Origin of the sequence: Nocardioides sp. (assembly GCF_044226765.1) — a bacterium.
GTDB lineage: Bacteria > Actinomycetota > Actinomycetes > Propionibacteriales > Nocardioidaceae > Nocardioides.
Window position 1 is genome coordinate 16,393 of the sequence record NZ_JBGAGJ010000009.1, and the last position, 22,692, is coordinate 39,084.

A 22,692-nucleotide genomic window follows, 5' to 3' on the forward strand; every position below is an offset into this window, starting at 1 on the left:
AGGGCGCCGCGCCACCATCGTCCACAGGCGCTCCCGCGGCCGCCCCGTACCGTCCGTCGCCGCGGGGAGAGTCGCCCCATGACCGCACCCACCTCACCACCGGGCTCCCCGCTCCCGTTCACGGCGCGGACCCCCGAGGACGTCCTGGCCCTGGTCCCGGTCGTGCTCGGCTTCGCTCCCCGCGACTCCGTCGTCATGCTGACCTTCGGCGCCGCGCAACCCTTCCACGCTCGCGTGGACCTGCCCGGGACCGGTGCCGGGCTCGCCGAGATGGTGGCGGCGTTGCTCGAGCCGGCCCGGTGGCACGCGGTCATGCAGGTGCTCTTCGTCGTCTACAGCCCCGAGCCGTCCCTCGCCCGGCACGCGTCGCGCGCGCTTCGTGTCGCGTTCGGCGACGCCGGGATCGGGGTGGTCGAGGTGCTGTGCGCCGACGGCCTCCGCTGGTGGCCGGCGGAGGCGGGGTCCGGGGCCGTCGGCATCCCGTACGACGTCTCCGCCCACCCGTTCAGTGCCCGGGCCGTCCTCGAGGGCCGGGTCCTGCACGGCTCGCGCGAGGAGCTGCGCGCGACGGTCGCGGCGGCACCTGCGCTGTCGGTCGGCGTCGTGGCCGCCCTGGCGCGGGAGTGCGGGGACGGGCTGCCCGACCCCGACTGGGCCGCCGACCTGGTGACCCGACACTCCCGCGACGGCACCGTCCCCGACGATGCAGAGCTCGCCCGGTTGCTCCGCGGGCTGCTCGACGGTGTCGTGCGCGACGCGGTGTGCCGGGACCTGCGTCGGGCCACCGCCCCGGCCTTGGTCGGGTTCTGGACCGAGGTCGTGCGGCGATCACCGGCTCCGCTGCTCGCCGGCCCCGCCGCCCTGCTCGCGCTCACCGCCTGGCAGGCCGGCGACGGTGCGCTCGCCTGGTGTGCGCTGGACCGGTGCGCCGAGGTCGACGAGGCCTACCCGCTGGCGGCCCTGGTCGCCCAGGCGCTCCTCGGTGCCGTGCCGCCGGGCCTCGGGGAGGCGGATCCACCCGTCGAGGAGGCCGGGTGAGCAGCGACTGCGGACGCCGCGACGTCACCGCGCGTGCGCGGGGGCCTCCCGGGGTACGGCGGCGCCATGGCGCGGATGGTCGGGCTCGAGGAGGAGCTGCTGCTCGTGGACCCCGCGACCCGCGAGGTGGTCCCGGCCTCTCCCCGGGTGCTGAAGGCGTTCCGCGAGCACGGGCCCGGCGCCGCCGCGTCGGGCGCGACCGCCGCGCTGGAGCAGGAGCTGTTCCGCCACCAGCTGGAGACCCGCACCGACCCGACCCGGGACGCCGGCGACGCGCTGGCCCAGCTCGTGGCAGCCCGCCGGACCGCGGGAGAGGCCGCGCAGGCCGCCGGCCTGACGATCGCTGCGTGCGGCATCGTCCCGCTGGGCGGCGACCAGGCCGTCGTCTCGCCCGATGACCGCTACCGCGACATGGTCGAGACCTATGGCGACATCGCGCGCACCGGCGGCACCTGCGGGATGCACGTGCACGTCGAGATCGCCTCCGACCGGGAGGGCGTTGCGGTGATCGACCGGATCGCGCCGTGGCTGCCGAGCCTGCTGGCGCTGAGTGCCAACTCGCCGTTCGCCGGCGGGCACGACACCGGCTACGCGTCATGGCGTGCGCAGGTGTGGAGCCGGTGGCCGAGCGCCGGGCCCACCGAGCGGTTCGGGTCGGTCGAGGGCTACCGGGACGTGAGCCGGACGATGCTGGCCAGCGGTGCCGCGCGCGACAGCGGGATGCTCTACTTCGACGCCCGGCTCTCGGTCGGCCAGCCGACCGTCGAGGTCCGGGTGTGCGACGTCTGCACCGAGCCGGAGCGCGCGGTCGCCGTGGCTGCCCTGGTCCGCGGCCTGGTCGAGACCGCCGCGAGGGAGGCGGACGGGCCGGAGCCGGCGTGGCGCGCGGAGGAGCTCCGCGCCGCCCACTGGCGGGCGGCCCGGTACGGCACGGCGGACCGGCTGGTCCACCCGGCGTCGCGCGAGCTCCGCCCGGCCCGCGAGGTCATCGAGGCACTGGTCCAGACGGTCCGACCGGCCCTGGAGGATGCCGGTGACCTGGAGCGCGTCACGACGGCGGTCGCTCGCGCCGTCCCGGACAGCGGGGCCGCCCGCCAGCGGGCGGCCTTCGAGCGGTCGCGGACCGTCGCCGGGGTCGTCGACGACCTGGTTGCTCGCACCGAAGCGTCCTGGCACGCACCGGAACTGCCCTAAGGTCGGACCATGGGCGAAGAGGTGGAGGCTCAGGAGTTCTCCCGGGCCGACCGGACCCGGCACCGCGAGAAGGTACGCCGCAACCTGGACGTGTTCGCCCGGATGCTGCGCGAGGCCCGCTTCGACACCGACGACCCGATGACGGGTCTCGAGGTCGAGCTCAACCTGGTCGACGACCTCGGCGACCCGGCGTTGCGCAACGCCGAGGCCCTCGCCGCCATCGCCGACCCGGCCTTCCAGACCGAGCTGGGCCAGTTCAACCTGGAGATCAACGTCGCGCCCGCCAAGCTGCGCGAGGGTGGCCTGACCACGTTCGAGGAGAGCCTGCGGCACAGCCTCAACGACGCCGAGCAGAAGTCCGCCGACGTCGGGGCGCACCTGGTGATGATCGGCATCCTGCCCACGCTCGCCCCCGGCCACATGAGCCTGAGCTCGATCAGCGCGAACCCGCGCTACAAGCTGCTCAGCGAGCAGATCCTCGACGCCCGCGGCGAGGACATCACCATCGCCATCGACGGGACCGAGCGGCTGCGGACCACCGCCGACTCGATCGTGCCCGAGGCCGCGTGCACCAGCACGCAGTTCCACGTCCAGACCTCCCCGGACCAGTTCGCGGACTACTGGAACGCCTCGCAGGCGATCGCCGCGGTCCAGGTCGCGGTCGGCGCGAACTCGCCGTACCTGCTCGGCAAGGAGCTGTGGCGCGAGACCCGCATCCCGCTCTTCGAGCAGGCCACCGAGACCCGCAGCGAGGAGCTCAAGGCCCAGGGTGTGCGCCCCCGGGTGTGGTTCGGCGAGCGGTGGATCACCTCGGTGTTCGACCTGTTCGAGGAGAACGTCCGGTTCTTCCCGGCACTGCTGCCCGTCACCGACGACGAGGACCCGCTGGAGGTCCTCGAGCGCGGCGACACCCCGGCACTGTCCGAGCTGCGGCTGCACAACGGCACCATCTACCGCTGGAACCGGCCGGTCTACGACGTCGCGCGCGGGATCCCGCACCTGCGGGTGGAGAACCGGCTGCTCGGTGCCGGGCCGACGGTCGCGGACACGATGGCCAACGCGGCCTTCTACTTCGGCCTGGTGCGCTACCTCGCGGAGAGCGAGCGACCGCTGTGGTCACAGATGTCGTTCAGTGCGGCCGAGGAGAACTTCCACACCGCCGCCCGCCAGGGGATCGACGCGCAGGTCTACTGGCCCGGGGTCGGCCAGGTGCGGGCCACCGAGCTCGTGCTGCGCCGGCTCCTGCCCCAGGCACAGGAGGGCCTGGAGTCGTGGGGAACGTCCGGTCCGGAGATCGACCGGCTGCTCGGCATCATCGAGCAGCGGTGCCTGACCGGCGTCAACGGTGCGGAGTGGTTCGTGCGGCGGATGCACGAGCGCCGCGACCTCGAGCGGTACGACGGCCTGCGCGCCACGCTGCGCGACTACCGCGACCGCATGCACACCAACGAGCCGGTCCACACCTGGGAGCCGTGAGCGGCACTCGACTGCTCAGCGCCCCTCACCGCTGCCGCAGCCGCTTCCAGGTCCGCCCCACCCCGCTGCGCGGGTCGACCCAGCCGTGCCGGGTCACCACGACCATGGTCAGCGCCACCCCGGCCTCGGCCGCGGCCGACCGGGCCGCGGCCAGCCAGGCGACGTCCACGTCCTGCAGGTCGAGCGGGCCCGACCGGGTGAGCCAGACCAGGGGCACCGCGCCGGTGCGGCGGCGGAGGCGGTGCAGCAGCACGGCCACCACGTCGGTGAGCAGCGCGGTGTCGCGCGGGTCGTCGGCGGTGAGGGCGAAGACCTCCTCGGCACCCCCGGGGAAGCCGACGTGCAGCACCGGCGGGTGGTGGCGGCGGTGCTCGGCGCGGGCGTGGTCCAGCGCCGCGCGACGCAGCACGGCAGCGGTCGCGCGGGGGAGCGGCTCTCGGATCCCTTCCACGCCCGACAGCCTGCCCGCCGGCCGCGATGCCCGCGGTCTCCCTCCACAGGCTGCGGGGCCCCACCGCATCGGATAGCGTGACCGCGTCGGGTCGACACGTCGTCGAGCCGGTGTGACCGCTGCCAGGAGTGGAGGATCGATGGGAACCGTCGTCGTGGGTTACGTGCCGAAGCCCGAGGGTGACGCCGCGCTGCACCGGGCCGTCGACGAGGCTCGGCTGCGTGGCTCCAAGCTCGTGGTGGTCAACTCCCACCGGGGCGGCCCCGACTTCGACGACGAGGCGTCCGTCCAGGCCGAGCACGACATGCAGACCGTCCGTGCGGTCCTGGACGGGTCCGGCGTCGACTACGACGTGCGGCAGCTGGTCCGGGGGTTCGAGCCGGCCGAGGACCTGCTCAGCATCGCCGAGGCCAACGACGCCGAGCTCATCGTGATCGGCCTGCGCCGCCGCTCGCCGGTGGGCAAGCTGATCCTCGGCAGCAACGCCCAGCGCGTGCTCCTCGACGCCCACTGCCCGGTGCTCGCGGTCAAGGCCGACTGAGCGGCACTGCGACCGAGGTGCCTCGGCCGGCGTGCCGGGTGAGCTCGCCGAGACGCCAGCGTGCGACGCTGAGGAACGCCTCGACCGCGACAGCGCCGTCCATCTTGGACGCGCCGGTGGTGCGGTCGGTGAAGACGATGGGGTGCTCCCGCACGCGGAGCCCGGAACGTTCGGCGCGCCAGGTGCTCTCCACCTGGAACCCGTAGCCGTTCGAGGTGGTGGCGAGCAGGCCGGCCCGGTGGACCGCGGACGATCGCCACGCGCGGAACCCGGCGGTTGCGTCGTGGGTCCGGAGCCGCAGCACGGCCCGCGCGTAGAGGTTCGCCGCCGCCGACAGCGCCCGCCGGGTCCAGGGCCAGCCACGGGTCGCGCCACCTGCCACGTAGCGCGAGCCGACGACCACGTCGGCACTGTCGAGCCCGGCGATCATCGGGAGGAGGTCCTCGACGGAGTGTGAGCCGTCGGCGTCCATCTGGACGACCACCTGGTAGCCGACGGCGACGGCGTGCGCGAAACCGGCGCGGTAGGCGACCCCCAGGCCTTCCTTGCCCGGCCGCTGGAGCAGCCGCACCCGCCCGCCGTGTGCCGGGTGGGAACGGACCACGTCCGCGGTGCCGTCCGGGCTGTTGTCATCGACCACGAGGACGTCGACGTCGCCCCCTGCCGTGGCGGCCAGCAACCGGTCCAGGAAGACCGCGATGCCGTCGGCCTCGTCGTAGGTCGGCAGCACGACGCAGCAGCGGCGCGCCGGGCGCAGGTCGGGCAGGGCTGAGGTCTCCACCTGATGAGCCTGACGTCGTGGACCTGTCTGCCACCTGACCGGCGACCGGTCAGCGACGGTCAGGTTGTCGTCAGGAGCGGCCGGTCATGGTGGCACCATGACTGCCGTCATCGAAGCGCCGGCGCCGCTCTCGACGGGGACCCGGTCATCCGCCGCGAGCCGTGCCCGGTACGTGGTGGGGATCGTCGTCACCAGCACCCTCCTCATCGCCGTCCTCCCGGCGGTCTCCGGCGTCGCCTGGGGCGGCCTCTGGCGGACGCTGGACTCCGTGCCGATGACGGTCGTCACCGGTCTGGTGGCGCTGTGGGCACTCGGTCTGGCCCTGCACACGATCACGCTCACCGCCGCCCTCCCGGGCCTGACGGCTCGGCGCGCGGCCACCTTGAGCCTGACGGGAAGCGCCGTGGCCAACGTGCTGCCGGTCGGCGGAGCCGCAGGCATCGCACTCAACGTCAAGATGGGCCGGGCCTGGGGGTTCGGCGGCCAGGCGATGTCGCGCTACACGGTCGTCACCAACGTCTGGGACGTGCTCGTCAAGGTGGCGCTGCCGCTGCTGGTCATCCCGGTCCTGCTCGTGACGGGCGCCCGGACCCACCAGCTGGCACTGGCGGCGCCGGTCGCTGTGGCGAGCCTGCTCGTCCTCGCCGTCGGGTGCCTGGCCCTCCTCACCCCGCGAGGCGCCACCGTGCTCGGGCAGAGCCTCGACCGGGCCGGGGCAGTCGTCCGTCGGCGCCGGGAAGGCGCCGTCGACCGGACCTGGGAGAGGCGGCTGACCGAGCTGCAGTCCGCGACCGCCGGTCTGGTGCGGCTGCGTTGGCGTCGGCTCACCCTCGGCATGGTCCTGTACACCCTGGCCCTGCTCGCGCTCCTGGAGTGCTGTCTGCTCGCCACCGGTGCGGACGTGCCGCCGCTGCTGGTCCTCAGCGTGTTCACCCTGGAGCGCCTCCTCACCCTGGCCGGCGTCACACCCGGCGGCGCCGGGCTCGTCGAGGTCGCGCTGGCGGCGCTGCTCGCCTCGTCCGGCGCCCCCGGCACGGCGGTCGCCGGGATCGTCCTCTACCGCCTGCTCACCGTGGCCCTCGAGGTACCGGTCGGGGGCATCTGGCTGCTGGCCTGGCTCTCGTGCCGCGCTCGCGCGTCCTGGCGGCCAGAGGGGGTGACCGCGTGCGCGTCGTCCACGTGACCGACGGCTACCTGCCGTGGGTCGGCGGGATCGAGCTGCACGTCCGCGACCTGGTCGTCCGGCAACGAGCGGCGGGGACGGAGGCGTGCGTGCTCACCGCCACCCGGCCGCACGGGGACACGTCCGCCGACCCGGGCTGGGTCACCCGGGCCGGTACGCGGGAGGCCCGCCTCGGACTGGCCGCCCGGCCCCCGGCGGTGGTCCACGCCCACCTGTCCGTGGCGTCGCCGTTCGCCGTCCAGGTCGCCCGCGAGGCACTCCGGCTCGGTGTGCCCCTCGTGCTGACCGTGCACTCGGTGTGGACCGGCTGGGGGCCGGTGCCCCGGCTCGCCGTGGCGGCGCTGGGCGACCCGGGGGCGGCGGTGTGGTCGGCCGTCAGCACGGCTGCGGCCGGCGCGGTCACCGAGGTCCTCGGCGGTGACGTCGCCGTCCAGGTGGCCGGCAACGCCGTGGACGTGGACCGGTGGCGGCCGGCGCTGGGCGCCCGGCTGGACCCGGTCCGGCCCGTGAGCGTGGTCAGCGTGATGAGGTTGACCCGGACGAAGCGGACGCGGGCCTTGGCGGAGATCCTGGTCGACGTCCGCCGACGTCCGCCGACGTCTGCCGGCGGACGTCTCGCTGCACGCGGTCGTGGTCGGCGAGGGACCGGAGGAGCGTGTGCTGCGCAGGCGGCTCGCCCGCGCCGGTGCCGACACCTGGGTGCGCCTGGCAGGGCGGTTGGACCGCGCCGGCGTCCGCGAGCACCTCCGGTCGGCCGACGTCTTCCTGGCGCCGGCGGACCGGGAGGCCTTCGGGATCGCCGCCCTCGAGGCTCGCACTGCGGGGCTCGCCGTGGTCGCACACCGACGATCGGGGATCGCGGACTTCGTCGAGCACCGTCGCGAGGGGCTGCTGGCCGAGGACGACCGCGGGCTGGCCGAGGCGGTCGCGAGGCTCGTGATGGACCGCAGGCTGCTGACGGCGATCCGGGACCACAACGTCGCGCACGTGCCGGCGTGCACCTGGGGGCGCGTCCTCGCCGACCTCGACACCCTCTACGCCCGCGCGGCCGACCGGGCGTCGGCTCCCAGGTTCGCCGGCGACGGCCCGGGCTCGATGGCGGTCGCATGAGCACGAGCCGGGCATGCACCGTGGTCCTGTTCCACGCCCACCCCGACGACGAGGCGCTCCTGACAGGAGGGACGATGGCCGGCCTGGCGAGCCAGGGTCACCGCGTGGTCCTGGTGGTCGCCACCAGCGGTGAGCTCGGCCTCGCCGATCCCGGTCACGTGGGGCTGGCCGAGCGACGCCGCGAGGAGCTCGCGCGATCGGCGGCCGTGCTGGGTGTCGCCCGCACCCTGCACCTCGGGTACGCCGACTCGGGGTCGCGCCCGGTCCCGACCGGGGCATCGACCCCGGCGGACCGTTTCGCGGACGCCGACCTCGCAGACGCTGCGCGGCGGCTGGCCACCGTGCTCCAGGAGGAGTCGGCCGACATCCTGACGGTCTACGACGAGCACGGCGGCTACGGGCATCCCGACCACGTGCAGGTGCACCGGGTCGGATCCGGGCCGCGGCCATCGCGGGCACGCCGCGGGTGCTCGAGGTCACGCTCGACCGCACCTGGTTCGCCCGAGCCGTCCGGGTCCTCCGCGCCGTGGGCTGGTTCCTCCCGGTGCCGGATCTGCCGGACGAGCGGCACGCGTACACCGCGCGGGCCGACCTGACCCACCGGATCGACGTCCGCGCGGAGCTCGGGCGCAAGCGAGCTGCCCTGCGTGCGCACGTCAGCCAGCAGGGCGGCGGTGGCCCCCGCACCGTCGCCCTGCTGCTTCGACTGCCCGGTCCGATGGCCCGCGTCGTCCTCGGGCACGAGTGGTCCCGCGAGGTGGGTGCCGTCTCCGGCGACCCCCTGCTCGGCGACCTGCTCGTACCGGCACGGCCCGGGGTCGGTGAGGGTGGCTCCGTGGCAGCCGCACGTGGGACGCCGCCCCCGGCGTCACCGTCTGCTCGGCGGTGACCTCGCCACCGATGCTGCGCGCGCCCGGCGTGCCAGGTCGAGGCCGGGCATCGGGCATGCTGGACACCATGGCCTTGCACATCACTGGTGACACTGCCGCCGACGAGGTGCTGAGCAGTGATCCCTTCGCCCTGCTGGTCGGCATGATGCTTGACCAGAGTATTTGATTACGAACACTAGCGACCTAGGCTGGCGGCATGGTTCGCGCGAGGCATTCCGACAGGTTGAAGCGAGGTGCACAGGCCGCCCTCCAGCAGGCGGAGGAGGCGCGGAGCGGCCCAGCCGTCGTTGAAGTCGGCGCGTACGAACGAATCTCTGATGATCAGGAAGATGCCGACACAGGCGACCGCGGCGCTGGCGTCGAACGCCAGCGAGAGGCGATAGAGCTCCTCTGCGCCTCGGTGAGCCACGAGCGGCAGACCTGGAAGATCAAGAAGCACCACGTCGACAACGACATCTCGGCGTTCAAGGATGTGGTGCGGCCTGAGTTCGAGCGGCTGTTGGCAGACCTCGAGGACGGGGTGATCGACGGCATCGTCGTCTACGACCTCGACCGGCTCGCTCGCCGACCCCGGGATCTTGAACGCGTCATCGACATCTACGACGCCGGAGCAAAGGCTGGCCGTCGTCTCGTGTTCCGCACGGTCCACGACGCCATCGACCTGTCGTCTCCGGACGGGATCACGCTGGCGCGGGTGATGGTGGCCTTCGCGAACAAGGCGAGTCGGGACACAGCGCGACGAGTGGCGGCCAAGCACCGTGCCACCGCGTTGACCGGTCGTCCTGTGAGCGGGACCCGACCGTTCGGTTGGGACTGGACCCGCGCGGCGGTGACTTTGGCTGATGGGCGGGTGTTGCCGAAGGTGACCGAACCCGGTCGTAAGGGCAACCAGGTCGTCAACGAGTTCGAGGCCGGCGTGATCCGCCGTGCGGCTGACGACCTGCTCGCCGGCGTCGCCCTGAACACGATCGTGAGGGACCTCAACGAACGGGAGGTAAGAACGAGTCGCGGCAACCCCTGGACTGCGGCGACGCTGAAGCAGATGTTGCTCGCGCCGCGATTGGCCGGGTATCGGGTCCACCAGGGCGAGCTTCTCGTCGATCCCAAGACGACGGAGTTCGTCCGCGGGCAGTGGGACCCGATCCTCGACGAGGGGGTCTGGGCCGCTCTCGAGGAGCTGCTGCTCGCCGAAGGCCGCGCCGGCGCGGAGCGCCGTAGCGAGGCGCACCGCGAGTACTTTCTGAGCGGGCTGCTGCGTTGCTCGGAGTGCCAAGGGCCGCTGCACGGCAACGCGCGCACTGAGAAGCACTTCTACTACGCGTGCAAGACGCGTGGCGGTGGCGTGAACGGGGAGGGCGGCTGCGGGAAGATCAGCGCTTCGGGCGTGGCGGTGGACGAGGTCGTGAGCAAGCTCTTGAAGGCGCGGATGCGGGCTGCGACGGTAGAGGTCGCCGCCGAGAGCACTGTGTGGCCACGCGAGAGCGAGCTCGCGGCGCTCAGGACCGAGCTCAAGGCGAAGGTCGCTGAGTACTCGGAGCTGACTGGGGACGCTGCGCGCATGTCGTTGGCTGCGGTGCAGGCCGCGGGGGACCGGGTTGAGGAGCTCCGGCAAGAGCGAAGTGCGTGGTTGACGAGCCGGATGCGGACCGAGCGCCAGGTGAAGGTCGGCCCCGACATGTGGGATGAACTCCCTGTCGAGGTGCGCCGGCAGTACGCCCGAGCGGAGCTCAAGGCGATCTACGTGCTGGCGTCTACTCGCCGCGGGAACACCTTCGACCCGGGCCGACTTGTTCCTGTCTGGCGCGAGCTCGTGCAAGAACCCGGCTGAGTGCGGCCCACCTCTCCGGGGTCATCTCGGGGGCATGCTCCAGCTGGCTGGTGATCCACTCGTCGGTCGTCATGCCCGCGGACCGTCCGGCGCAGTCACACGGGCGCAATGGTGTGCTGCGGAGTCCGACGGGAGTGTCAGCGACACCACGCTGAGATTCCGAGGGGGACACTGGACCACCGAGAGAGCTCCGGTCCGACCAGGACACTCCCGGATCCAGGCATGACACTGCGTCATTCCAGGCGGGACACTTCACCGCGCTACTGCCATCGACCGCCACGCTGATGTCGCCGACCGGAACCCTCGTCGGGGTCCGGCGCGACGGCCGGACGTACCGGGCGAGGTACGGGTCGTGGTGGAGCTCCCAGCCCTCGGCGATGCGCTCGTCGTACTCCTCGGCGAGGTCGAGCAGCTCCTGGGCGCGGAAGCGCAGCGTCAGCGCGCCGGCCGCGATGTCGCTGGGAAGCCAGGCGTCCGGGTCGCCGGACGGCCGTCCTCGACCGGCAGGTCACCGACCTTCGACAGGTCGATGCTGCGGTCGATGAGCTGGTTGCGCCACGCGATCCGGTGCTGTCCGAGGGTGTTGGCGAACACGCCGAAGTCGTAGCCGTCCATGTACCGGACGTGCTCGCGTTGGGCTTCGGTGAGCTCGTGGGGGTCGAACTCGCCGCAGTGACCGTGATGGGGCCGTCGCGCTGGTCGGCCCGGATGAGCGGCAACTGGTCCAGCGGCGGCTTGTCGGGGCTGATGCGGCGCGGGGGCTGCGGGATGGGTTCGGGCATGTGCCGGCCTCCCTTGGTGGGGATGGTCGGCCGGAACCGTTGGTGGCCCGGCGAGGCGGCCAAGCGCCGAGGGCTGACGCCCACTTCGGGCGAGGAGCGATTGGGCGCCGCCGAGACGCCGAAAGCCCCGCCGTGAGAGGTAGGGAATGTCCGTCTCATGTCGGCGGGCACCTTTACGCTGACGTCTCCAAGTTCCCGTCTCGGGAACGGGGCGCGTTCCGGGGGCCCTGAGTGCTGGACGCCGCTGGCGCGGCACGGTCTTGCCGGACACGCGAGCACGGCGCACGAAGGGAACACGATGGCGCACGGTCCAGAACACAGCGGCGAGGGTCAGCCGAGCGGGACGACCGGTTCTTCGGCGACCGCGGACGGAACCAACGGGTCCGTCTCCGGGTCCACCAGCTCCCAGCCCACCCCCTCATCCGACGCGCCAGCAACGGGCATGGCCGCCAAGCCGCTCGAGTCGCTGTCGCCGAGCTTCGACCCCGATCAGCACGGGACCTACCTGCGCCGCCTTGAGGAGGTGCTCACTGACCCGCGGAACCGCAACATCGCCCTGACCGGTCGCTACGGCGCCGGGAAGTCGAGCGTGCTCGACGAGTTCCAGGCGGCCCACGCCGAGTCGACCTTGCGGCTGGCCATCTCCAGCCTGACGCCGGGCAAGGACAGCGGCCGGGGCAGCGACGACCCGGACGCCACCGAGGGTGACCGCGGGAGTGCTGAAGGAGACAGCACGACGAACCAGATCCAGAAGGAGATCGTCAAGCAGCTGCTGTACGGCGCCTCGGAGAAGGTCGGCAGGAACTCCCGGTTCCGCAGGATTGCCGTCGTGGGCTGGTGGAAGGCGTTCGTCCAGTCAGCGGCGTTCGTCGCTTGCGTTGGCGCGCTGCTCTTCCTGCTTGGGTGGCTGCCGAGTATCAAGGGGACCGGTGACACCCACGACACCTGGGTGCGCGTGGTCGCGTGGGCCGGCGTCGGAGCGCTGGCGGCAGGGGTGGTGACGGTCGTTCGGAGGCTGACCGCGGGCCGCCTCCAGGTGAAGGAGTTCTCCGCAGGTGGCGCGGCTCTGACGCTCGACGCGAGTCCGGACTCGTACTTCGACAAGTTCCTCGACGAGATCGTGTACTACTTCGGCCGCGAGCCGAAGGACATCGTCATTTTCGAAGACCTGGACCGGTTCGAGGACCCGGGCATCTTCGAGGCGCTGCGTGAGCTGAACCTGTTGCTGAACGAGACCCCGGAGCGTCGCCGCCGCAGGGACGGGAACCGGCTCGGTCAGGTGCTGCACGCGGTCCGGGGCAAGCGCCTGTGGGGGTGGTTGGAACGGAAGCTGCCGGACCAGTTCACCGCCTGGTTGTTCGGCACCGGCCACCCCCTCCGGTTCGTGTACGCGCTGCGCGACAGCGTGTTCGAGAAGCTCGACGCCGAGACGGCCGCTGCGGCGACGCAGCCGGGTGGACGCGTCGACGCAGCCGGCGCGGAGACGATGCGCGCGAACCGGACGAAGTTCTTCGACGTCGTCATCTCCCTTGTGCCGTTCATCTCGCACCGCAACGCACGCGACCTGCTCGCCAAGATGCTCGACGCACGCGGCATCACCGACCTCAAGCCGCAGCTCGTCAACACCATCGCGCAGCACTGCACCGACATGCGGCTCATGCGCAACATGTGCAACGAGTACCTGGTCTTCGCCGAGCGGCTGCTTGAGCCGAAGCCGCCGTACAAGCCTGCGCCGGAGATGGACGCGAGTCACGTGTTCGCACTCGTGGCGTACAAGAACTTCCACCTCGGGGACTTCGAGAACATCACCCGACGCGCCAGCGCCCTCGACCGACTTTACGAGCTCCACCAGGCACTCGTACGCGACAACATCGCCGTGAGAAACGAACGGAAGCGGGAGCTACTCGCCGAGACCGAGCGCGTAGAGGCGCGAGGTGCTGGAGCCGAACAGCTGGGTCAGCGTCTCCTCCTGCTCGCCGAGGCGCGGCGAAGGGAGGGACTGTCCGGCTACAGCCACCTGCAGTTCGCGGTCGGTTCTGGGAACTTCGCCAGCGAAGACGTGACCGGCTACGAGTTCTGGGCGGCCGTGGCTCGAGCTCGAAGAATCGACATGTTCATGGCAACGAGGCCGACCGGCGGGTCCATGTACCCGATCGGGGTGCTCGAGGCTGAGCTCGAGTTCTTCGCACCCGAGGGCCTCGACCCACGCCGCTGGGTTGGGAACGACGCCACCTCCTGGCAGGTCGAGCTCGACGGCGTCGAGACCGACATCGAGGACCTGCGGCGCGCGGGCTTCGCGGAGCTCGCCCGGATGCCGCGGTTCACACCGCTCCCGGAGGGGGAGGCCGGCGAGTCCGGCCCGCGGACCTTCGCAGAGCTGGTCGAGGAGACGCTGGAGTCCGAGCTTGCGTGCGACCTGGTCCGCCGCGGGTACATCGACCGGAACTTCTCCCTCTACGCCGCCCAGTTCTACGGCAACTTCACCGGCCTCGATGTCGCGAACTTCATGGTCCGGCACGTGCAGACCAACACGCCCGCCATCCACTACGACCTCAGGCGCCCCGGCGCCGTTGCGAACCTTCTCGACGAAGCACAGGAAGCCGGCGATGAGCTCACCGACACGGTCGCCGCCTTCAACATCGACATCGTCAACCACCTCCTCGTCAAAGATCACCGGCGCGCAGCCGCGGTTATCGAGAGCCTCATCGCGGGTTGGGGTAGCGACAACGTGCGCACGTTCCTCGCCGCGTACTTCACCTCGCGCACGGCCGAGCGGCAGAAGCTCGCAGCGGGCCTGGCCGAGCACCGCTGCCGGGAGGTGTTCGCCTACCTAGCCGGCAACCAGGGCGTGGCCGCCGACGCGCGCACCGCCCTGTTCAGCGCCGCAGCGTCCGCGTTCGACCCTGGAGCGTCCTACGACCTCAGCGACGACGTCGGTGTGTTCATCGCCAAGCACTACGGTGCCATGCCGGCCTTCAGCTCCGACCACCCTGACGATCCCGCCGAGCATCCAGCCGAGCGCCTCCCGGAGCGGCTCAGCGTTCTCCTCGAGCGTGCCAACGTCGTCATCCCCAACCTCCGACTTCTCGGTGAGCGCCTGCGCCACCTGGTCATCGACGAGAGCCGCTACGAGCTCACCGCCGACAACCTGCGCACTGCGCTCGGCACCACCCGCGACCGTCCCGGACGCCCCAAGGGAGTCCCGCTGGAGGCCGTCCACCGCAACGACACCGTGTACGCGTTCTGCATCAGACAGCTGCCGGCGTACCTAACGGCGGTCGACCACGACCTAGCCACCGACTACGCCGCCACCACCCCCGAAACCCTCGCGGCCGTGCTCACGGACATCGCCGCCTCCGAGAGCGCTCCTGATGCCGAGCAGGACGCCGACCCTCACGTCGGTGTCATCGCTGACCTGCTCGCCCAGACCGCGCCCGCCTCCTGGCTGGGGAACCTTCGCGCCGCACCAGAGATGACCTGGACCGCGCTCGCGGCCGCAGACCGGTTCCGTGCGTCGCTCGCGAACATGACCGCCTACCGGACACGCGGCGGAGTCACGGCAGGGGCCATCGACACGTACCTCGCGAAGCTCCTCGAAAACGCCGGAACCGTGCACGTCGACGAGCCCGACGACGTTCGCGATGAGGACGGCGCGGAGTACGACCGGCAGGAAGCGGCCGTCGCACTCCTGAACACCACCCACCTGACAACCGACGTTCGCGTGAACCTGGCCGCCAGCCTGCACCTAGACACACCGCTCCCGGCCGAGGCCGTCGGCGTCGAACCAAACGACCTGTTCGCCCAGATGCTCGCTAGGGGACTTGTCGCCGACGACCTCCCCACGTTCGTGCACATCCGCGAAGGAGGCTGGGCCGCGATGGCGCCGGCCATCAAGGCGTCCACCGGTATCGCGACGTTCCTCGAGCCCGCGGTGGTGACCGGCATGGTCGCCGACCTTCTCGCCGACGGTGAGACTGCCGCCGAGCTCGGCCGCATCGTCGTCGACCGCATGGACGAGTTCGTGCCCTCAGACGACTGGGCTGAGCTGAGGGCCGTCGCGCGCTTTGCCGGTGCGCAGGACATCCCTCTCCCGCCGGAAGCGGTCTTGCGCATCACCCGGGTCGCTGACGCGAACAGCGAACGGCAGCGCGATCTCACGCTGCGACTGCTGGCCAAGAGCTCTCCCGCGGCGTCCGCGGACGACATCATCGCCGTCTTCGAGCACCTCGGAGGCGACTACGCCCGGATCCGGCAGACCGGCGACAGGCTCGAGTTCGATCGCAGCGACCCGCACGACCAGTTGCTGAAGGTGCTCGCGGACGCCGGCCGTATCAACCGCGGCTACCCGAGGAAGGTCTTCAGCGCGACCGTCAACTGACTTCTCCGTCGATCTGTGGGCGGTGTCGCTCACACTGACGACGATGCAGCGCACAAGACCAGCCCCTGCCATGCCGGTCCGGGCAGCCGGCCGCGACCGGGAGCCGCACGTGCCCGTGGTCGCCTGAGCGACGGCACGTGGGTGTACGCGCCGTACGGCGCGATGCTGGCGGTCGAGGCTGGTCGTCGGGTCGTGTGCCACGTGTGCGGGGACGCGCTGTCGGCGATCTCCGCCCAGCACGCGGCCCGGCACAGCCTCACCTTTGCCGGGTATCGGGAACGGTTCGGGTTGAAACCGGAAGCAGTCGCTGCTCGCACCGGTGCTCGCCGAGAAGCGCCGGGCGGAGGGAAAGCGTCGGTGGGCCGAGAACAAGGCCGTCATGGACGGTCTCTCTGTCCGGGCAGCGCATGGCCCGGTCCGGGGCCCTGTACGAGCTCGGCGCTGCCGCGCAGCCAGCGGGCGCGCGGAGGGTCGCAGGGCCGGGCGGCGGCCTCACGCGACGGTGCGTCCGAGGCGCAAGTGCTCTTGCGTGGTTGCGGGTCTGGGACGACCCGCCATCCGGTTCGTGACGCCGGTTCGTGGCGCGGGTTTCGTAGGGCGACGCTCCGAGTGATCTGGTCTCGACACAGCTGGTGCTGGCGCTCGGACGACGCGAGCACACGCAGGCGTCGGCAGCCGTCGGTCCGCCCGCCCGCGCCGTATCTCGCCGAAGCCCCACCGGTCGCTGCGGCAAGCACATACCGTGCCGTGGGTGAAGCGCACTCTCGGGACGGCCGCTTGGGCGGCCCTTGCTCTCATCACGGCTGCCTGCGGCGCCGCGTCCGACAACTCGGCAGCGCCGGCCGCACGACCGTCGACGTCCTCGGCCAGATCATCGCCCTCTCCAACTGACGGAGACTCCGACGGAGTCAAGGAACTCGACTGCACCGTCCTCCCCAAGGCCCGGCTCTCTACCCTGGCATCCGGAGCCCGGCCCGGTGTGACCATCCAGCCGCCCGCGTACATCGCGTCCGTGAACGACGGAAACGGCGCCGACGGCTACGCCGCTGTAGCCGTACGCGTCAGAAGGGGCGGCAAGCCGGCGAGCGTGGTGCTGGCGGCGCCAGCCCGCGACGGCGCCGGGCTGACCCTCGCCACGAAGTCGGCACTCCCGTACTTCAACTGGGGCGACATGGCCCGGCCGGGGAGCCCGGTCGACCAGCTCCGAGGAGCCGTCGCAACCTCGAGCGGCGCACAGGATGCGCTCGACTGCCTCAGGCGGCGCTGAAGCCATCAGCCCGCGGCAGCCCCTGCCGGCTGGGCGGAGGGCTCCACTGGACACGCGCGGAGGCGTCGGGGAGTCCCGGTCAAGACGGCTGAGAACCGGTGACGTCGAGGTCGACGAGCACGCCCGTCCATACGACCCGCGCCGTCGGGTCGGTGAGGTCGAGGTGCGGTAGGTAGCTCGAGTCGAGGTCCTCGTACCGGGTCGTGCCAGGCACCGGGTACCAGACATGGTTCTCCCCGGGCCGGTAGTCCTGCCACACCATGCGGACCCGGGTGACGACGCCGTCGGTGGGAGGGAAGTCGTCTGGTGCGTCTTGGTCGTTCGCGCAGACGGTGCCGGTGACCTCGACGGGTCCGTTGGTCGGCTCGGGTGCGTCCCAGTAGATGGGCGCGCCGCCCACCTCGATGACGGTCGGGTGTCTGCCCCGTTCGGCTCCGGGCCACATCGGGATGGTTCTGGCGGCGCCCACCAGCCGCTGTGGGTGGTCGGGCGGTCGGTCCCACCGGGCGCTCTCGTAGAACACGAGCCAGGTGCTCAGTTGGTCACCCAAGGCGACTACGGCCTCGTCCTCCTCCAGATACCACTGGGGGACGTAGACGGTCAGGGCCATGCCGCGAGTGTCGCATCAGGCGGTGCGGGTGGACCTGCGCCGAAGGTTCGGTCAGCCCACGCCGCCGCGGTGAGCGCGCAAATCGCGGCGAAGTCAGTGGGTCGCTGCCACGGAGTTCAGATTGGCCACATCTAGTTCGCTGACCGGCGGGTCTGCGTTTCTGCTCTAAGTCCACCCGGCGTGCGCCGACCCGTGAAGTCATCGAGGTAAGTCTTCGGGTACTGGGTCCGCGACCAGGCTTCCGCAACTGCAGGTGTGCGCCGGCAGTGACGGCAGATGACGCCGTACCCGCTCGCCGCGACCTCGGGCAAGAGCACGACGTGGTCGGCGTAGCGGCGGCCACGGCACCGGTCGTGTGGGCACCCGATCGCCTTGACGTGCGTCTTGTGCCGGTTCGTGTAGGTCAGGTAGCGGGGCCGGGTGAAGCCCCCTGATCGCTTCTGCGGCTTCACCAGCTCACGAACGTCTGCTTCGGTCTGTCCGAGGGCGAGCGCGAGATCGAGGACGGCGATGCCGTTGCGCCGCGTGTCGGTGTCGGCCGTGAGCATCCGCAGTGCCTCTGCGATCCACGTGGTGTCGTCCGGAACCGCGGCGTCGCCCCAGGCCAGGTCCGGGTCAACGTAGGTCATCCGGAGCCGGGCGGAGTACTCGCTGGCGATGGCCTCCAGTGCATGCGGGGCGCGCGTCAGCCATGAGTAGAGATCTCGGCGGACCTGCGGGATCGGGTGGTCCACGAGCGCGCACTTCGCGCCGCGTGCGGTGACGTCCTTGCCCACCAGCCACGGCATGACGCGCCGGGTGAGAAGCGACTTGCGGCTGACGTCGAGGATGGCGGCGACGTCGGTCAGGTCGCGACCTTCTTCGAACAGGTAGCGGACGACCGTCTCGGTGTTCGCGAGGGACTTGCCGGTGCGGGTCCGGACGTTGCGGATGAGTCCGGCCAGGGGTAGCCGGGCTTGGCTGCCTGAGGCGAGTGGGATCAGCGCGTTGCATGACCAAGCGAGGTCCTCGCCTTGGGGGACGAATCGCCAGTCGACGAGCATGTCGTCGCAGAGCTCACCCAGTCGGGCGGCTCCGTTGCCGTTCTCCATGCTGGCGCGCTCGAGACCGACGACCAGGTAGGCGGCGACGCTGACGTCGCCCTGGTCGTCTCTCCCGGATGGGCTCGAGGTCGCTGACGCGGTCTGGATCCTGTCCTCGAGCCGGGCGATCTCGACGGTGAGAGCGTCGGCTCGGGTCGCGGTTTCGCGAGCTTGCGTGGCGTACTCGGCTGCTTCGCGCTCGTCGCCCTCGCCAGCGGCCAGAGCGGCCATGGCCCTGTGTCCCTTGGCCTCTTTCGCCAGCAGGTCGAGCTCGGCCTGCTTGGCAGTGAGCTTGTGCCGCCAGACAGCTGTCGGGTCGATGACCGGTTCGGATCGTGGCACCTCCGACAAGGTTGCGACCGCGTCGCCCTCGAGGACGTCCCGGACGGCGCCGTCGAGCTTCACCGACACCGACGCGCACAGCTCGCTGAGCGAGGCCGTGGCAGCGGTGTGGTCCGGCTTGCACTCCCCGGGCCCGAAGTAGCTCCAGCTGCGCCCGGAGCGCGTGCCGATTCCACTGGAGGCGCGGCGGAAGAGGACGACGAAGTTGGCCTTGCCCGAGTTGTTGCACCGGGCCTCGACGCCCCACTGGGTGGCTTCGTCGTCGTAGCGTGCGCCGGGCAGTCCGGGCTCCGCGAGCCAGTTGTCGAAGCGCTGGAGGGCCCGCCGGGTCGAGTGCCGGTGGGCGCGACCACCGGTCGGCGCCTTCGGCTCCCGGAGCTCGGCCAGGAGGCGTGCCGCGACCTTGCGGCACGTCTCGTCGGAGACGCCGAACCGTGCGACCTCATCACCGTCCCCACTGCGAGGCCAAGGCCAGGGCTCGGACAGAACGTCGAACCAGCCGTACTCGTCTCGATCGTCCCGGTACTGAGCGGGGATGCCGTCGAGCACCACGTTGCGGCCCTTGATGTCGCTGGTCAGCCGGCGGAAGTACCTACCGGTCCGCAACAGCTCGACCTTCGCGATGTACAAGCGGCTGTCCGCGTCGAACACCTCGGCCGGGTCCTCGCCGGCCAGGTACCGCGCGATCGCCTCGCCGTCCGGGATCGTGCGCGGCCGGAAGCTGCTGCGGACGAAGAAGCTCTTGGCCGCGTCGTAGCTGGCGTGGGGGTCGTCGAGGGTGGCGGCGTAGGTGTTGGCGATGTTGGTGTGGTCGCGCCGGCGGAGTGCGCCCGTAGCCTCGTGGTCGATCAGCCGCTGCGCGAGGCTCTGGTAGCTCTCTCCGTCGGCGTGCGCTGCGTAGAGCGACTGGATCACGGGGATCAGTCCTGGGTCTGCCTCGGGCAAGATGCCGCGGTCGCCTTCAACGACGGTCCGGCCGTGCTGGTCCTTCTGGTGGTGCCAGCCGTGGGGCATCTGGTCCTCGGAGATGGCGGCTCCGCCCTTGCGGTACTTCATCAGGCGCTTGCCGGTGAGCTTCCGACGGCGCATCGGGTCGTCGTCGCCGCCGACCATGCCCAGGGCGCTCAGCGCAAGCCAGTCACCGCGCTGCGTCGGGTCGTAGCGCTGGCCCCCGAAGCACATCGCGATCGCGCGGGTCTTGTGCTTGCCGGTGATCGCGGCCCAGTCGACCTCGTCGCGGCCGGCCCGGGTGACGTCTTCGGCGAAGCGAGAGGCGCGCAGCGACGGGTAGTGGTTGAGCACGCCGAGCATCAGCCGGGTGACGCCGTTCTCGTCCTCGCCGTCCTCCCGAGTGATGTGCTTGATCGTCGTGGAGAGGGTGATGTTGAAGAAGATGGTGCTTCCGACGACGACGAACGCTGCGACCGGGGCGTTCCCGACGGCGTTGTGGTGCAGGTCGGCCAGGGTGAGCCAGATGATGCCGTGTCGGGCGCCGACGTCCGGCTGGTCAGGGTCCCAGGCTGCCTCGGGGATCGCGGCGATGGCGGCGATGTCGGGGTCGTCGGCGTAGGTGCTGCAGTGGGTGGCGCGCTGGGCGGCGACTCCGGCGCTGTCTCCTTCGACGGAGTACCGCACCCAGTCGGAGTTGGTGGGTGCAGCGGCCGGCAGCTTGGCGGCGAGGCGGTGGAAGACCTTGCGGTCGGTGTACTGGTTCACGGTGGGCTCCTCGGGTCGGGTGCGGTGCACCGTGCCGGCGAGGAGCTGCAGCGCAATGGGACCGATGTAGGAGTTGGCGCCCACCGAGATGGACGCTGACTCCTACACCCCGGGGTCAACCCTCAAGGTGATCCAGAGGGGCGTGATGTGCTCCAGGTCGCGTGCGAACTGCTCGGGTGTGAGGCTGCGAACCCGGTCGACCTGGGCGAGGTAGGAGTCGAGCGGGGCGATGGCGTCGAGGCGGGGCATGGGCGCACCGGTTGGCGCGGCCGCGCCGGACCCAACTGGACGCCGTCGCGTGTGCAGCACCGGGGTGCACGAAGAAACGAAAGAACGAAGGAAGTCCCGCCGACTTCCTTCGTTCTTTCGTTTCTTCGGTCGCCGCTCATCCAGCCACGCTGAGGCGCTCGAGCGGCCGACCGCCCGTCGCCTCGGACCGGCGGCTTGCGAGACCGGCGTCGACGAGCTGGTTGATCAGGCTGTCGAGCTCGTCCTTCTTCAGGTCGTTGGAGAACAGCCGGCTGACCTCGGTCTTGGAGAGCCCCGTGGGGCCTGCTTCGGAAAGAGCCCGGTAGAGCTTGTCGAGGCGGGCGTTTCCGAGGGTGGCTCCCCACACGTGGGCGACGGTGGCCTCGCTGTAGTCCCACAGCGCCGCGGCCGCACGGAGGTGGACGTCCTCGAGGGTGCGCGACTGGTCGAGGAGTGCGTAGACCAGGGCCAGGCGGAGCTGGTAGGCGCTCGCACGCGCGGTGAGCGAGTCGTAGACCATGCCCCCGCTGGGCTGGGACTCGACTACCCGGTAGAGGCGGTCCCACGCTTCAACGAAGCCGGGGCTCCGCGTGACTTCGCCGGCGGTGTGCGCGAACTCGATCGCGTTTCGGAGCCGCTTCCCGAGTGCGTCGACGGTCGAGTCGGGCAGCCGGCCCGGGTCGGGGATGAGCTTGTCGCGGACGCTGAGCACGTGGAGGAAGCGGTTGGCGTAGCCGTTGGCGACGTCGACCGGCTTGAGGACCTCCATCAGCTCGGCGATCGTGACCTGCCCGAGGATGGCGACGTGCGAGTGCTCGGCCATCATGCTCTCGGCCTTGGTCTTGGTCGTCAGCACGTCGCTGTCCCAGGCCGACCGCACGATGGGGGAGAGGGTCGAGCCCTGCCGCCCCGCGACGGTGAGGAGTCGTGCGTACTCCTCCTCGACGACCAGGAGCCGCTGGTCGGTTGCGCCTGCCTCGCCAGTCTCGGCCTGGCTGGCGTCGGCCACCGCCCTGATCAGGGCCTCTCCGGACTGGATGCCGCCGCGGACCTGGCGGTCCCGCATGAACGGCGCAAGATCGCTGTCAGCTGCGTCGATGATGGGCCGCACAGCGGCGGCCCCGGTTCCCTTGCGTGCTCTGGCCGACTGGCCGACCACGACCGCGTAGAGCAGGGGGTGGTGCTTCTTCGGTCCGACGTAGACGAAGCTGTGCCGTCCTGCCATCGCTCCGAAGGTGACCAGGAGCGTCGCCATCATGGCGGGCGCGGACGCCTCGGTCAGGGGCTCGATGGTGCGCACGATGTCGCCGGCGAGCCCGTGGAAGGCATCCTCGGCGAGCTGGGGTACCTGGTGCCGGTGCTCGAGCCGGCTCGCAAGTCGCAGGCGTCCGAGGAGCTCGAACGACGTGTCAGGCGTGATCGCGGCCGGTGCAACCGCGCGGTTGTCGGTGGTCGGCGTGGACGTCATCGCGCCGCTCCGGTCTCGCTGTCGACGTAGGCGCGGGCCGCGATCCGGATGAGGGAGGCGACCGAGCGGTCCTCCACTGCGGCGCGGGCCTTCAGGGCGTCGCGGAGGTCGTGAGGCAGGCGGACGACGATGACGACGTCGTTGGCGGTCGTGGGGGTGTCGGTGGTCAACTTCAGTCTCTTCCAGTGAGTCGGTGGTCGGGCACCGCTAGCGCGGCCGGATCGGAATGTCCGCGCACCGATCACTTCGTCAATCAGCCCCGCGACTTCGCCGCCACGATTCGCAGGAGAATGTCCGATCGGGCTA

At 71.2% G+C, this 22,692-nt stretch carries 19 protein-coding genes; 11 read left to right on the forward strand and 8 right to left on the reverse strand.

All coding sequences use genetic code 11. The annotated features are described in order from the left end of the window. Window positions 1–78: 78 nt before the first annotated feature. The 3 genes from ACILRH_RS17085 to ACILRH_RS17095 are packed head-to-tail and all read left to right on the forward strand — an operon-like array spanning window position 79 to window position 3,708. Window positions 79–1,038 carry a DUF4192 domain-containing protein gene (locus ACILRH_RS17085; RefSeq protein WP_395695251.1) on the forward strand — a complete coding sequence of 320 codons (960 nt, stop codon included), beginning with the start codon at window positions 79–81 and terminating at the stop codon, window positions 1,036–1,038. 33 nt (window positions 1,039–1,071) lie between these two features. Further along, a complete protein-coding gene (locus tag ACILRH_RS17090; RefSeq protein ID WP_395695252.1) occupies window positions 1,072–2,232 on the forward strand; it encodes a glutamate--cysteine ligase in 1,161 nt (386 codons plus the stop codon). Between the two features lie 9 nt (window positions 2,233–2,241). Continuing rightward, window positions 2,242–3,708, forward strand: a complete 1,467-nt coding sequence (locus tag ACILRH_RS17095; protein WP_395695253.1) for a glutamate--cysteine ligase — start codon at window positions 2,242–2,244, stop codon at window positions 3,706–3,708. Between the two features lie 25 nt (window positions 3,709–3,733). Here ACILRH_RS17095 and ACILRH_RS17100 read toward each other — a convergent pair whose 3' ends face one another. Continuing rightward, window positions 3,734–4,159 carry a hypothetical protein gene (locus ACILRH_RS17100; protein ID WP_395695254.1) on the reverse strand — a complete coding sequence of 142 codons (426 nt, stop codon included), beginning with the start codon at window positions 4,157–4,159 and terminating at the stop codon, window positions 3,734–3,736. Between the two features lie 139 nt (window positions 4,160–4,298). On the opposite strand from ACILRH_RS17100, the gene ACILRH_RS17105 reads away from it, so the two are divergent. Next, a complete protein-coding gene (locus tag ACILRH_RS17105; protein WP_395695255.1) occupies window positions 4,299–4,700 on the forward strand; it encodes a universal stress protein in 402 nt (133 codons plus the stop codon). On the opposite strand, the gene ACILRH_RS17110 is transcribed toward ACILRH_RS17105, so the two are convergent. Then, window positions 4,687–5,481: a polyprenol monophosphomannose synthase gene (locus tag ACILRH_RS17110; protein ID WP_395695256.1), complete on the reverse strand. Its 795-nt coding sequence runs from the start codon at window positions 5,479–5,481 to the stop codon at window positions 4,687–4,689. The genes ACILRH_RS17105 and ACILRH_RS17110 overlap by 14 nt on opposite strands. A gap of 97 nt (window positions 5,482–5,578) precedes the next feature. Here ACILRH_RS17110 and ACILRH_RS17115 point away from each other — a divergent pair, with 97 nt between their 5' ends. The 5 genes from ACILRH_RS17115 (at window position 5,579) to ACILRH_RS17135 (ending at window position 10,492) form a co-directional block, all read left to right on the forward strand. Further along, the gene (locus ACILRH_RS17115) at window positions 5,579–6,664 is read left to right on the forward strand and encodes a flippase-like domain-containing protein (RefSeq protein ID WP_395695257.1); all 1,086 of its coding nucleotides are present in this window, start codon (window positions 5,579–5,581) and stop codon (window positions 6,662–6,664) included. Between the two features lie 600 nt (window positions 6,665–7,264). Then, window positions 7,265–7,774: a glycosyltransferase gene (locus ACILRH_RS17120; protein WP_395695417.1), complete on the forward strand. Its 510-nt coding sequence runs from the start codon at window positions 7,265–7,267 to the stop codon at window positions 7,772–7,774. Further along, the gene (locus ACILRH_RS17125; protein ID WP_395695258.1) at window positions 7,771–8,370 is read left to right on the forward strand and encodes a PIG-L deacetylase family protein; all 600 of its coding nucleotides are present in this window, start codon (window positions 7,771–7,773) and stop codon (window positions 8,368–8,370) included. Before ACILRH_RS17120 ends, ACILRH_RS17125 begins: the two co-directional genes overlap by 4 nt. Continuing rightward, window positions 8,319–8,663: a hypothetical protein gene (locus ACILRH_RS17130; protein ID WP_395695259.1), complete on the forward strand. Its 345-nt coding sequence runs from the start codon at window positions 8,319–8,321 to the stop codon at window positions 8,661–8,663. The genes ACILRH_RS17125 and ACILRH_RS17130 overlap by 52 nt, the downstream gene beginning before the upstream one ends. Window positions 8,664–8,860: 197 nt before the next feature. Continuing rightward, window positions 8,861–10,492, forward strand: coding sequence for a recombinase family protein (locus tag ACILRH_RS17135; protein ID WP_395695260.1), 1,632 nt, complete (start codon window positions 8,861–8,863; stop codon window positions 10,490–10,492). 435 nt (window positions 10,493–10,927) lie between these two features. Here ACILRH_RS17135 and ACILRH_RS17140 read toward each other — a convergent pair whose 3' ends face one another. Further along, the gene (locus tag ACILRH_RS17140) at window positions 10,928–11,107 is read right to left on the reverse strand and encodes a hypothetical protein (RefSeq protein WP_395695261.1); all 180 of its coding nucleotides are present in this window, start codon (window positions 11,105–11,107) and stop codon (window positions 10,928–10,930) included. A 609-nt stretch (window positions 11,108–11,716) separates the two neighbouring features. Here ACILRH_RS17140 and ACILRH_RS17145 point away from each other — a divergent pair. Further along, on the forward strand, window positions 11,717–15,652 hold the full coding sequence (locus tag ACILRH_RS17145) for a hypothetical protein (protein WP_395695262.1): 3,936 nt from the start codon (window positions 11,717–11,719) through the stop codon (window positions 15,650–15,652). 1,012 nt (window positions 15,653–16,664) lie between these two features. Continuing rightward, entirely contained in the window at window positions 16,665–16,919 is a 255-nt protein-coding gene (locus tag ACILRH_RS17150) for a hypothetical protein (protein WP_395695263.1), read from the forward strand. 79 nt (window positions 16,920–16,998) lie between these two features. On the opposite strand, the gene ACILRH_RS17155 is transcribed toward ACILRH_RS17150, so the two are convergent. From ACILRH_RS17155 to ACILRH_RS17175, 5 genes are all read right to left on the reverse strand, one after another. After that, window positions 16,999–17,529 carry a hypothetical protein gene (locus ACILRH_RS17155; RefSeq protein WP_395695264.1) on the reverse strand — a complete coding sequence of 177 codons (531 nt, stop codon included), beginning with the start codon at window positions 17,527–17,529 and terminating at the stop codon, window positions 16,999–17,001. A 131-nt stretch (window positions 17,530–17,660) separates the two neighbouring features. Next, window positions 17,661–20,753, reverse strand: coding sequence for a hypothetical protein (locus ACILRH_RS17160; protein WP_395695265.1), 3,093 nt, complete (start codon window positions 20,751–20,753; stop codon window positions 17,661–17,663). A gap of 18 nt (window positions 20,754–20,771) precedes the next feature. After that, complete coding sequence (locus tag ACILRH_RS17165; RefSeq protein ID WP_395695266.1) at window positions 20,772–20,918, reverse strand: hypothetical protein; 147 nt, start codon at window positions 20,916–20,918, stop codon at window positions 20,772–20,774. Window positions 20,919–21,054: 136 nt separating this feature from the next. Continuing rightward, window positions 21,055–22,386, reverse strand: a complete 1,332-nt coding sequence (locus ACILRH_RS17170) for a hypothetical protein (RefSeq protein WP_395695267.1) — start codon at window positions 22,384–22,386, stop codon at window positions 21,055–21,057. Continuing rightward, on the reverse strand, window positions 22,383–22,556 hold the full coding sequence (locus tag ACILRH_RS17175; protein WP_395695268.1) for a ribbon-helix-helix protein, CopG family: 174 nt from the start codon (window positions 22,554–22,556) through the stop codon (window positions 22,383–22,385). Before ACILRH_RS17175 ends, ACILRH_RS17170 begins: the two co-directional genes overlap by 4 nt. Window positions 22,557–22,692: the final 136 nt, after the last annotated feature.